Annotated in this window: 13 protein-coding genes; 1 reads left to right on the forward strand and 12 read right to left on the reverse strand. The window is 39.4% G+C overall.

Annotated elements, in window-relative coordinates; all coding sequences use genetic code 11:
• The 10 genes from infB to polA all read right to left on the reverse strand — a co-directional run.
• Positions 1–2,258 (reverse strand): translation initiation factor IF-2 (infB, locus tag Q0376_RS04230; protein WP_298704420.1); only part of this gene is annotated, 2,258 nt, incomplete at its 3' end.
• A 17-nt stretch (positions 2,259–2,275) separates the two neighbouring features.
• Positions 2,276–2,581, reverse strand: coding sequence for a ribosomal L7Ae/L30e/S12e/Gadd45 family protein (locus tag Q0376_RS04235; RefSeq protein ID WP_298704422.1), 306 nt, complete (start codon positions 2,579–2,581; stop codon positions 2,276–2,278).
• The gene (locus Q0376_RS04240; protein ID WP_298704424.1) at positions 2,574–2,840 is read right to left on the reverse strand and encodes an RNase P modulator RnpM; all 267 of its coding nucleotides are present in this window, start codon (positions 2,838–2,840) and stop codon (positions 2,574–2,576) included. The genes Q0376_RS04235 and Q0376_RS04240 overlap by 8 nt, the downstream gene beginning before the upstream one ends.
• Positions 2,840–3,952, reverse strand: a complete 1,113-nt coding sequence (gene nusA / locus Q0376_RS04245; RefSeq protein ID WP_298704426.1) for a transcription termination factor NusA — start codon at positions 3,950–3,952, stop codon at positions 2,840–2,842. Before nusA ends, Q0376_RS04240 begins: the two co-directional genes overlap by 1 nt.
• A 47-nt stretch (positions 3,953–3,999) precedes the next feature.
• Complete coding sequence (gene rimP, locus Q0376_RS04250) at positions 4,000–4,458, reverse strand: ribosome maturation factor RimP (protein WP_298704451.1); 459 nt, start codon at positions 4,456–4,458, stop codon at positions 4,000–4,002.
• A gap of 217 nt (positions 4,459–4,675) precedes the next feature.
• Positions 4,676–5,344, reverse strand: coding sequence for a hypothetical protein (locus tag Q0376_RS04255; RefSeq protein ID WP_298704455.1), 669 nt, complete (start codon positions 5,342–5,344; stop codon positions 4,676–4,678).
• A gap of 16 nt (positions 5,345–5,360) precedes the next feature.
• Positions 5,361–5,930 (reverse strand): lytic transglycosylase domain-containing protein, encoded by a 570-nt coding sequence (locus tag Q0376_RS04260; RefSeq protein WP_298704457.1) that lies wholly within the window; start codon positions 5,928–5,930, stop codon positions 5,361–5,363.
• Positions 5,927–6,541 (reverse strand): dephospho-CoA kinase, encoded by a 615-nt coding sequence (gene coaE / locus Q0376_RS04265; protein WP_298704459.1) that lies wholly within the window; start codon positions 6,539–6,541, stop codon positions 5,927–5,929. Before coaE ends, Q0376_RS04260 begins: the two co-directional genes overlap by 4 nt.
• 76 nt (positions 6,542–6,617) lie before the next feature.
• Positions 6,618–7,442 (reverse strand): bifunctional DNA-formamidopyrimidine glycosylase/DNA-(apurinic or apyrimidinic site) lyase, encoded by an 825-nt coding sequence (gene mutM / locus Q0376_RS04270; protein WP_298704461.1) that lies wholly within the window; start codon positions 7,440–7,442, stop codon positions 6,618–6,620.
• A gap of 12 nt (positions 7,443–7,454) precedes the next feature.
• Positions 7,455–10,289, reverse strand: coding sequence for a DNA polymerase I (gene polA / locus Q0376_RS04275; RefSeq protein ID WP_298704463.1), 2,835 nt, complete (start codon positions 10,287–10,289; stop codon positions 7,455–7,457).
• Between the two features lie 159 nt (positions 10,290–10,448).
• On the opposite strand from polA, the gene rpsT reads away from it, so the two are divergent.
• Entirely contained in the window at positions 10,449–10,709 is a 261-nt protein-coding gene (rpsT, locus tag Q0376_RS04280; RefSeq protein WP_295789011.1) for a 30S ribosomal protein S20, read from the forward strand.
• 218 nt (positions 10,710–10,927) lie between these two features.
• Here rpsT and Q0376_RS04285 read toward each other — a convergent pair whose 3' ends face one another.
• On the reverse strand, positions 10,928–11,239 hold the full coding sequence (locus Q0376_RS04285) for a hypothetical protein (RefSeq protein ID WP_298704466.1): 312 nt from the start codon (positions 11,237–11,239) through the stop codon (positions 10,928–10,930).
• A gap of 9 nt (positions 11,240–11,248) precedes the next feature.
• Entirely contained in the window at positions 11,249–12,427 is a 1,179-nt protein-coding gene (locus Q0376_RS04290; RefSeq protein ID WP_298704468.1) for a phosphopentomutase, read from the reverse strand.
• Positions 12,428–12,442: the final 15 nt, after the last annotated feature.

A 12,442-nucleotide genomic window follows, 5' to 3' on the forward strand; every position in this document is an offset into this window, starting at 1 on the left:
CCAGCTACAATAGCCTTAGGCGTAGAAATAACTTGACGCACTTCTGCACGGCCTAAGATAACTTCTTTGTATTCTGGCGTTAACATACCACGCATAGCGCTTTCTACATCATTGATAGCATCATAAATAACGCGATAGGTGCGAAGGTCAACATTTTCTTTTTCTGCAGCCTTGCGAACCACAGCATCTGGACGCACATTAAAGCCAATGATAATAGCATTAGATGCAGATGCAAGCATAACATCAGACTCATTAATAGCACCTACGGCAGCATGAACAATAACGATGCGCACTTCAGGATTTTTAATAGCTTCTAAGGATTGACGCAATGCTTCTACAGAACCTTGCACATCACCTTTAATAATAATATTTAAATCTTTTAATTCACCTTGTTGAATTTGGTTGAAAATATCATCCAAGGTAACTTTATGGCTTGCATTTTGCTCACTAAGACGTGTTTTTTCAATACGCTTTTCTGCGATTGTACGCGCTTCATTATCGTCAACAGCATCCATAATTTCACCAGCTTGAGGTACATCAGATAAACCAAGTACTTCCACCGGCATAGATGGACGAGCCACTTTAACTTGTTCGCCTCGTTCATTAGTCATGGCACGCACTTTACCATATGCAGTACCAGCAATAATGCTGTCCCCAATATGTAAGGTACCTTTTTGTACCAAAACAGTACATACTGGGCCGCGACCCTTATCGAGTTTAGCTTCAATAACAACGCCTTGTGCCTTGCGATTAGGATTTGCTTTTAATTCTAATACTTCAGCCACAAGAAGAATGTTTTCTAATAAATCATCAATGCCTTGACGCTTTTTAGCTGATACAGGCACCATGATAATATCGCCGCCCCATTCTTCAGGAAGAAGGCCATGTTCAGATAATTGCTGTTTTACATGGTCAGGGTTAGCACCTGGTTTGTCCATTTTATTGATAGCTACAATAATTGGCACATTAGCGGATTTAGCATGATTAATCGCTTCGATAGTTTGTGGCATTACACCATCATCAGCAGCTACAACAAGTACAGCAATATCTGTAGATTGAGCACCACGCAAGCGCATAGCCGTAAATGCTTCGTGACCTGGTGTATCTAAGAATGTAACTTTGTTGCCTTTATAACGAACCATGTAGGCACCGATATGCTGCGTAATACCGCCGGCTTCAGAGGCTGTTACATTAGTTTGACGAATTACGTCTAGTAATGAAGTTTTACCATGGTCAACATGACCCATAATAGTAACAACTGGTGGACGTGGTTTTAAGCTTTCTGGTGCATCTACAATTTCATGGATTTCTGTTGGATCTTCTTCAGGTTCCACTTCAGTAACTGTAACACCAAATTCCTCGGCCACAATAGTGGCTGTGTCCACATCTACTTCTTGGTTAATGGTTGCCATAACGCCAAGCATCATAAGTTTTTTGATGAGTTCACTTACTTCGCGCCCCATTTTTTCGGCTAATTCTTTAACAGTCAAAGGACCAGATAATTCGATTTCAGTTGCAATCATTGCTTCTGCTTTACGTTTTTCTTCTTCTTTGTGTTTAAGATTTTGCTCATTACGTTGTTTTACTTTGTTTTTGCTCTTCGCTAAGGATGTAGATAATAAGGACTGAGGACGATTATTGTTCTTGTTATTCTTATTGTTCTTATTTTTCTTATCTTTTTTATTGCGTCGATCATTAGTATCAGACCCATCGCGATGATTGCGATTGTCATTGTTGCGATTGTTCTTTTTATCATTGCGATTATCGCGTTCTGTATGACGATTTGCATTTTTATCGCGATTTTCATGTTTCTGACTATTGTCATCCGCCTGATGATGACGAGTATTTTTATCGCCTTGTTTAGCATCGCCAGATTTTACATGAGAGGGACTCTGTTTCTGGTTTTCCTGATGATTGCGACGGCGTTCATTATTTTGACCACCTTGATGGCCTGTTGCTTTGTGAGCATTTGTTTTAGGCTGTGAATCTTTCTTACCTTTATGGCTTACTTCGCCCTCTTTAGATCCTTGTTTTGAACCTTTAGAAGCATCTCCTTGCGCTGTCTTTGGCGCTTCTTTAGGAGCCGCCTTAGGCGCTTCAGTTTTAGTAAATTGTTTGCGCACTAATGCTTCTCCATCACTATCAATACCGCTAGCTGGAGTTGTTACATCAAAGCCATTGCTTTTTAAAAACTCAATAATTTTCTTGTTTTCTACATTTAATTCTTTGCCTAAATCTCGTATTCTTTTTTTGGACATCTACATTCCCCCTCAAATCAACAATCTATTTCCTTAAGCATTGCTTTAGCAAATCCTTTGTCATTTACTAAAATAATAGCTCTTTGTTCTTTACCAATAGCGCGGCCTAGCTCTTCCTTAGTCGCCACTTCACGAAGTGGTACCTCGTTTGATTCCGCTAACCACTTATATTTTTCTGCATTATTCTTAGCACAATCACTAGCCAGAAGGGCCAAGGGAATATGATTTCGTTTAATTGCTTTTTCAGCAACAAAATCACCTGATAATAATTTTCCTGCCCTTTGTGCCATGCCAAGTAAATTGAGTACTTTATCTTTATTCATTAGTTAATTGCTTTCGCAAATCTTCATATATATCTTGAGACACTTGACGTTTTAAAGAACGTTCAAGACGTTTCATCTTATAGGCTGTTTCAAAGCATTCTTCCTTAGGCTCTATATAAGCGCCTCGACCTGCTGCCTTACCTGTACGGTCAATAGAAATTACGCCATCTGGAGACGCTACAATACGAAGCATCTCCTTTTTATTGCGCAGCTCACCACAACCTACACAAATTCTCATCGGTGGCGTTTTCTTTTTCATTAGTCTTCACCATGACCTTCATCATAAGAATCTACCACACTGTTATCTGCCCCATCAATTACATCATGTAGGGGCGCTTCATCAGATTGGCTTTCGCTTTTAATATCAATTTTCCAATTAGTAAGCTTAGCAGCTAAACGAGCGTTTTGCCCCGCCTTACCAATGGCTAAGGATAATTGATAATCTGGTACAACTACGCGAGATGTTTTTGCCTCTTCATCTACATCGACCGATAATACTTTAGCAGGGCTTAATGAATTGGCAATGTAAATAGCTGGATCTTCATCCCATTTAACAATGTCAATTTTTTCATCATGAAGTTCATCTACAATGTTTTGAACGCGTTGGCCTTTAGGACCTACACAAGCACCTACAGCATCGATTGTTTCATCGCGAGACACAACCGCGATTTTAGAACGCATACCAGGTTCGCGAGCCACAGATTTTAATTCAATTACACCTTCATGAATTTCTGGAACTTCTAGTTCAAATAAACGTTTTAAAAGCCCAGGATGAGTACGGCTAATCATAATTTGAGGGCCTTTGGTAGTCTTTTTAACTTCCACAATATAGCACTTAATTCGATCCCCTGCTTTGTAAGTTTCTGTTGGAATTTGTTCCGTAGGAGGTAAAATAGCTTCAGTCTTACCAAGGTCTACAAATACATTGCGACCTTCTACGCGCTGTACTTGGGCCGTAATGATATCGCCTTCACGGCTGAAATACTCTTCATATACAATGCTACGTTCTGCTTCTTTTAAGCGTTGAATCAGCATTTGTTTCGCCGTATGAGCCGCGCTGCGACCAAAATTCTTAGGCGTTACATCAACTTCAACGATATCGCCTACTTCATAACGTAAATCACGAGCTTGTGCTTCATCTAAACTGATTTCAGTTTCAGCATTCTCCACTGTTTCCACAACAGTCTTCTTTGCCTTAACTTTATACTCACCAGTTTCACGATTTAATTCTACATATGCTTCTTGATTCGAGCCAGGTTCCTTTCGATAGGCTTGCAATAATGATGCTTCTAGGGATTCAAACACCACTTCAGGGGCTACACCCTTTTGCTTTGTTAACACCATAACTGCTTGTACTAATTCTTGACTCACTGATAACTCCTCCAATATCCTAGGTTTTCTTTTATTTTCAAATTATGTTAAAAATCAATATGTAAACGTATTTGTGCTATAGCAGGACGTTCGATTTCTTTTGGTTTTTCATCAATCAAAATAGTTACAAATTCATCTGTAACATCGCCTAAATTGCCAGTATATAATTTCTTACCATCAATGGGCTTAAATAATTGTACGTCCACTGCTTGGCCGCGATAACGAATAAAGTCTTTTTCTTTTTTTAATACGCGATCAATCCCTGGCGAGGACACTTCTAATAAATAATTTTCCTTGATTGGATCTTTGGCGTCTAAAAATTCACTTAATTTTTCACTGACCATTTGGCAATCATCTAAATCAATGCCATTAGGTTTATCTAAGTATACACGCAAATACCAGTCGCGCTCTCTTACATACTCTACATCAACTAACTCAAGGTCAGTATCTTTAATTATCCCTTCCACTACAGACGATACCAATTCTTCTACGGCTTCTCGTTTCATTGCTTTCGCCTCCTTTAATTTATGTAACACTTGTTAATTTATATGGCTATATTTACTTTTATTAGGCCAATTATAAACTAAAGAGTGAGCCAGAGCCCACTCTTCAAAAGGTAACTTATTTCAAATCTACTATATTATAGCATAAACATTCTAAAAGTTCAAATAAAAGGCTATAGCAAGGGACTTTATTGGTCATTTGCTTCCTAGGCTTAATAAATTACAATCGCTTCGCAATAGCTTCTAATTCCTCTTGTAGATGCGCTTTCACCGTTTCTTCGAACTCTTGTACATTGTTCCCATCAAAATGATGGCTAATTTCTGGTACATTATGAATGCGCAATTCTGCAAAAAACTCTTCTCGCAATACATTGTAGAAGAAAAGTAAGCCCGATGCATCATCCATAAGTCGATATTCACCTACAATAAACGAACCATTAATCATGGAGATTGCATTTTTAGGGCTAATATCCAATACAAAGGGTCCCACTTTCGATGGCAATACAGCCTCATAATCCCACTGTAGAATTTTAGTCTTTTTATACTCATAAGTAAACAGCTCTTGCGGTGCAATCAATCGTTTACGTAAGGCTTCCACAGCTCGCTCCTGTAAGCCCACTAAGAATTCATCCCAACTGTCGCGAATGAAACTAATGTCAACAAAATAAAACAGAGGCATAATCACATGCACTGTAAAGTCGTCTACTTCTTTATCATATAAAGCTTGCCAACGCCAACCTAAATCATTTTCATAGTGAAAAAATAAAAACGTATTGCCTTCCTGTTTCGTATCCACTACTAAACGAAAGTTGTCTATAGTCTGAGGTAGCCAAGAGAAATCATAACTGCGCTCACCACAAGCCTGTAAGGGGTCAACTTTTTCGCCCATATGCATACCTCCTTTCCTAACGAATACTTACTTCATCATAGAGCTGCTCATAATGTGCTTTATTTTTTAACACTGTATTTACATATTCACGAGTTTCTCCAAAGGGAATATCATCGATGCGGTTAAAATCATCGGTCCAACCATAGGTTTGCATCCACTCTTCCACATGGCCACGACCTGCATTATAGGCCGCTAGGGCTAAAATCTCATTGCCTTTAAATTCCTGCAATAAATAGGCCAAATACCAAGTGCCAAGTTTAATATTGGTTTCAGGCTCTCGTATATCAGCATCTGTCATAGTAGGCTGATTCAATTGTTCCGCAATCCAATGGGCCGTATCTGGCATAAGTTGCATCAGACCCATGGCACCAGGTGCTGATTGCGCAGATTCGTCAAACTTGCTCTCTGCTAAAATAACAGCGGCCACCAATGAAAAAGGCACTTTATTAGCTTTTGCCTGAGAATACACAATATCGCGATGTTCTAAAGGATAGGCATACATACGCGCTAAATAAGGTTCGCCCACAGCACCATAGTAAAGGCCCAAAATCAAAGCCGCCCAGGCTAACAATGTAGATCCTCTCATGCCATCTCCTTTCCTAGTCGCTGTTCTAATTCATTCCAAATATGATGTAAGCGCTCTTTTAAAGACTCCATATCATCATCATTTTCTATAATAAGCTGGCTATAGGTCCGCTTTTCTTTACTATCCATTTGACTATTCATACGGGCTAATGCTTCCTCTTTAGTATACCCATTACGAGCCATGAGACGCTGCAGTTGATGCTCTTTAGTACTTTCCACTAACCATACTTCATCCATGGCCTTATGCCACCCCGTTTCTATGAGTAAGGGAATATCATATACCACTACGGGAACACCTTGTGTTTCATAGGTTAAGGCCAATTCATCAATGCGACATTTAATAAACTCGTGAAGTAAGGAATTAAGCAATTTACGTTTTTTTTCATTATTAAATATAATGGCACCTAAGGCTGGGCGATTTAACGTTCTATCTTCATTAATAACACTAGGTCCAAAAGCATCCACTACAGCCTTATATCCTGGTGTATCCGGCTCTACTACTTCGCGAGCAACTTGATCAGCATCAATAACAGCATGTCCCTCGGCTTTTAACCAGTCACTCACCGTGCTTTTGCCAGTTGCAATACCGCCCGTTAGACCTATCTTATACATAAACTATTCGCTCCTACTTAGTGTTACTAGCTATTAACCACTTACGCTATAGGTAACAGCCTTTACTATACTTCATTTATTTTTGACAATATTTACAGTACACCGTATGACGTCCTCGTAAAGTCATATCACTTAAGGGCTGACCACAGTGCTTGCATGGTTCACCACCACGGCCATAAACCTGTAAATAATTTTGATTTTGTCCCTTTTGTCCTGCCCCATTTTTATAATCACGAAAGCTTGTGCCACCATGATGTAAACTACTAGTTAAGACATATTTAATGGCTTCACAAAGGGCTGCGCTCTCCTTCTTAGTTAAAGAGTTGGCTCGTCTAGTAGGCCTTATGGAGGCCCTAAATAAAGCTTCATCAGCATAAATATTGCCGATGCCAGCAATATATTTCTGGTCTAATAAAAAGGGTTTTATGGGAATGCCACTGCGTCGACTCACTTCATACATATGGTGCGGTGTGAAGTCCTCGCTCAAGGGCTCTACGCCCATTGTCACATAGGCTTTTAAATCAATAGCCTCTTCATTTATAAACAAATGCAATCCACCTAAGGTGCGTACATCTCCATAAGAAAGCTGACTACCATCGGTGAAATGAAATACAATGCGATCAAATCGTTCAACCACTGACGATTCATGATACACCAAACTCCCCGTTAATTTCAAGTGAATTACAAGGAGTAAGTCCATCCGTTCAAAATGAAGTATTAAATATTTTCCCCGCCGGCTCACCGCAGATATGGTTAATCCCGTCAAGGTCTGCTCCGCCATGAGGGGCGTTGTATTGCGCCACAGACGAGGCAATAAGGTTTCTACACAATCAATTGTTTTCCCTTTAATCTTACCATCTATATACTGCCTTATAATTTCAACTTCTGGTAATTCTGGCATAGCAATCCTTCTTTACTTTACATCAGCCCAATTAGTAGCACTGTGTACATCAACAATAAGAGGTACTTTTAACTCCACTACGCTATCCATAATAGTAGTGAGCAATTCCTCTACCATTTTTTCTTCACTCTTTACTACTTCAATGACTAATTCGTCATGTACTTGTAGTAGTAAACGAGATTTTAAATTCTTTTCCTCTATGGCTTCTGCCACCTGATTCATAGCGAGTTTAATAATATCTGCCGCCGTTCCTTGAATTGGTGTATTCATAGCCGTACGCTCAGCAAAAGAACGGCGATTAAAGTTACGACTATTAATATCTGGTAAGGAACGAACGCGACCAAACATGGTTCGTACTGACCCTAGTTCATGAGCCTGTGCCACCATATTGTCCATGTATTCTTTTACTTTAGGATATCGGCTAAAATACAGCTCAATATACTCTTTAGCTGCATTTCGTGTTATGCCCAAATCTCTGGACAAGCCAAAATCACTGATACCATAAATAATGCCGAAATTAACGGCCTTCGCATGAGAACGTTCTAAAGGTGTTACTTCATCTAAGGCTTTCCCTAATACTTCGGCAGCTGTAAAACGGTGAATATCTTCGCCGTCTAAAAAGGCTTTAATTAATGCTGGATCTTCTGATAAATGGGCTAATATGCGAAGTTCAATTTGCGAGTAGTCGGCACTAACCAGTGCATCATAGCCTTCACCAGGTAAGAATAACGCCCGAATTTCACGCCCTTTTTCAGTGCGCACCGGTATATTTTGTAAATTAGGATCAGAACTACTTAAGCGCCCTGTAGCCGTCACCATTTGATTAAAGGTACTGTGAATACGTTGTGTTACCGGATTCACTAATGGTTTTAAACCATCTAAATAAGTAGAAATCAATTTTACAACCGTACGATAGGCTAAAATCTTTTCTATAATTGGATGGCTGTCCTTTAATAAATCTAATACTTCTGCATTTGTGGAATAACCTGTTTTTGTTTTCTTTATAACAGGTAATCCCAATTTGTCAAATAAGATAACACCTAGTTGTTTTGGAGAATTAATGTTAAACTCTTCCCCCGCTAACTCATAAATAGAGTCTCGCAAGGTCTTAGCCTCTATGTCAAAGCGCTGTTTTGTACTATCTAAGGCGTTTAAATCAATGTAAATGCCATTTTTTTCCATAACTAGTAAGGTCTTAATCAATGGCAATTCAATAGTTGAATATAAATCGCCTACCCCAGCATCAGCAATGGCTTGCCGTGCCATTGGTGCCATTTTTACATAGGCAGCTACAGTACCGCCAAATTCTTGGTCATTTCCGGAAGTAGGTACCGAACCGCCTTGGAAACGCTCCAATAAATACGTTAAGCCATAATTAGTACGTGTAGGATCGCATAAATAGGCCATCAAAGTTAAATCCCATACCCTAGGCGTACCATTGGCTTTACGTAAAACTAAAGTGCCAGGCACAGCTTCACCTAATACTTCTAAAAGTAGTTTAACATCATTACATACAATAGACTCTGCTTCTTCAGTCACAACTTGAAGTATATGACGAATTTCATTACCCCCTAAGCCAGCTTTTGAACTTTGCTGACTCTCATTATGGTCCTCATCAGTCGATGCAGTGGTACTAGTAGATTCGGTCGAAGCATCATCAGCTGGCTCAACATGAGCAAATAAGCTATCATCAGAAATAGCAGGCTCTGCCTTGGTGTGCACTTGAGTAAAATCATCAATTTCTACAGCCGTTTCAGCACCTAAAGAGCTTATGGCGTAGATACTATCACCATTGCTAAGATACGCCGTCTCAACCGTTCTAAAAGGATGCGTTCCAGCAGGAATAATGTGAATTCCCATTCGTTTATTTTTAAAGTCCATTTCGTCTAATGATGTTACAGCGATTACAGAAAAAGCCGCTTCATTAGGATCATTAGCAAAATCAGCAAATGCAGACGCCCCAACAGCTCCTGCGTCGCCTTGGATTCCCATAGCTTTCATCAAACGAGGTGTTACCGTATGAAAACCTAAACGGTCAAACAATGGTACAATTTCACTTTCATGGGCCTTAGTTACAAAGTCTTCTAAGCCATAAGGCAATTCCATGTCAGTTTTAATAGTAGCCAAGGTTCTAGATAAATAGGCTAGTTCCTTATTATCCACTAATTTTTCTTTTAATTTACCTTTAATCTCTTCAATATGTTCGTACACACCTTCTAAGGTTTCATATTGACCTAAAAGCTTAAGTGCCGTCTTTTCACCGACGCCAGGAACCCCTGGAATATTATCAGAACTATCGCCCATAAGAGCCTTCATATCAATCACTTTGTCTGGCCCATAGCCGTATTCCTGTGCCATATTAGAAGGAGTCACTTCAAGCATATCAGAAATGCCCTTCTTAGTAATATACACCGTACTATACTCATCCACGAGCTGTAGACTATCGCGATCACCAGTAATAATATAAACAGCTGTTTCTTTATTGCCTAATGACTTACTTAAAGAGCCAATAATATCATCGCCTTCAAAGCCTTCTTCTTCAATTACAGAAATGCCTAATGCTTCTAAGACTTCACGAATGAGGCCAAACTGTGGACGTAAATCATCCGGTGCATTCGGGCGATTCCCTTTATAGTCGGAGTACAGTTCAGTACGGAAGGTCTCTTTCCCTTTGTCAAAAGCCACCGCTACATAGTCTGGGTGTAATTGGTCATATAACTTTACAAGCATAGTTAAAAAGCCATAGACTGCATTAGTTGGTACCCCTAAGGCATTACTTAGTGGAGGCAACGCAAAAAAAGCTCGGTATAACAAGCTACTACCATCTATAATCATTAATTTTTTCATATTACACCTCATCATCATAAATTTGTAGCACAAATTTTAGAATTATTCTTAACTTCTTTATTATAACATAAAAAGTATTGTAGTAAGGTATTGCACAACAATACGCTCTATGCTATAATTATTCAGGTATATTATTGTAATCATAAGGAGGTGACTCAATTGCCAAATATTAAATCCAGTATTAGAAGCGTGAAAACAGACGCTGAACGTCGTGCGAAAAATTTTGCTGTGAAATCTCAGATTCGTACAGCTACCCGCAAAACGGTTGAAGCTGTTGAAGCAGGCGCAGTAGAAGATGCTAAACAAGCACTTGTTCAAGCTACTAGCGTAATTGATAAAGCGGCCTCCAAAGGCATTCTTCATAAAAACACAGCAGCTCGCAAAAAATCTAACTTGGCTGCTAAAGTTAATGCTTTATAATTTTATAGGCACCAAAAAGCGTTGTAACTCGGTTACGGCGCTTTTTTTATTTGCAAAATACAAAAAGCCATTCCTTCGCGGTGAGTTAGTAAGGGTAACAATGTATACCTCTACTAACTCACCCAAAGGGATGGCTTTTTACATTCTATTTTGAAAGCGCTCTGCCTTACGCTTTATCTTGTACTTTATCTTACATTTTATTCTTTACATTCTAATCCCTACTCTTTATCTTTTAAATCGCCATGCATTATGCAGCGAAATAGATACAAAGCAAGAGCTGTTGATTGTCCTTCTTCTAAGGCCGTTGTAGCTTGACCAATAGCACGACGGAATGTAGCATGTACTTCGTCATTGCCACTTTCGTTAATACCATTCATATCTAACGCCATAAGATGTTGAAATAAAGCTTTGGCTTCAGCTGTGGACATATCTTGATTTAAAGCCACTGTTACCTGTTTTTTTGCCCATTCATAACGAGCTGCGCCAGCTTCATGGAGAGGCTTTTCAAATTGTGTAAAGAAATGATTCATACTGTCTCCTTATTTTTGTTCAGTAAAATAGTCTAAAAAACTTGTACCATAGTCTCCCTTAAGGCCAAAATTATGAAGTATGGTCTGCCCTACATCAGCAAAAGACTTGCGGTCTCCTAGAGGAATTGCCTTAGCAAGGCCTTGCCAATAGCCTAATAAAGGAACTAATTCTCTCGTATGGTCTGTACCATTCCAAGTGGGATCATTGCCATGGTCTGCGGTGATGAGAAGTAAATCCTCAGGACCTAATAATTCTAAAAAACCACCTAGTTGATAGTCGAAGTCTTCTATAGCGCGCTTATAACCGAACACATTTCGTCTATGCCCATAAAGGCTATCAAATTCCACTAAATTAATCATCATAAGGCCTTCTCTAAAAGTCCCTCCAAGTAAGCGCGCTGCTTCATTCATACCATGAGAATTCGATTTAGTCGGATGTGATTCACTAATACCTACTTGAGCATAAATATCTCCGATTTTACCAACCCCAATAGTCTGAAGCCCTTTAGACTGCAATAACTCCGTGTATAAAGTCTTCTCTGGCATACGAGAGTAATCATGACGATTAGAAGTTCGTGTGAAATGACCCGGCTCACCTATAAAGGGACGCGCTATTATACGCCCCACATAATACTCACCAATACAAACTTTGTTCCGTGTTATTTCACATATACGATACAAATCCTTAAGAGGAATAATATCTTCATGAGCAGCAATTTGAAATACGGAATCCGCCGATGTGTACACAATGGGCTTACCTGTTTTCATATGATCTACGCCTAAACGTTCAATAATTTCTGTGCCTGATGCTACTTCATTACCTAAAAAACCAAAGCCCGTTTCACGCGTAAAAGCATCCATCAACTCTTTAGGGAACCCTTCGTAGAATGTAGGAAATGGTACATCCACAGGATGCCCCATGAGTTCCCAATGGCCACTCGTAGTATCCTTACCTTGGCTGATTTCATGTAAACGGCCATAAAGACCTGTAATGCCTTCTGCTTCATTACTCTCTATATGAGCAATTTTACCGAGTCCCAACCGTTTTAAATTAGGACAATGAATTGAGCCCCCTTGCGCTTCTATATGACCGATTGTATCGGCACCATCATCGCCAAATCGTGAAGCATCCGGTGCTGATCCTATGCCTACACTATCCATGACTAATAATATAATCCGTTTAAACATATGATGCACCATCCT

This window comes from uncultured Veillonella sp., assembly GCF_937981445.1.
GTDB lineage: Bacteria > Bacillota > Negativicutes > Veillonellales > Veillonellaceae > Veillonella_A.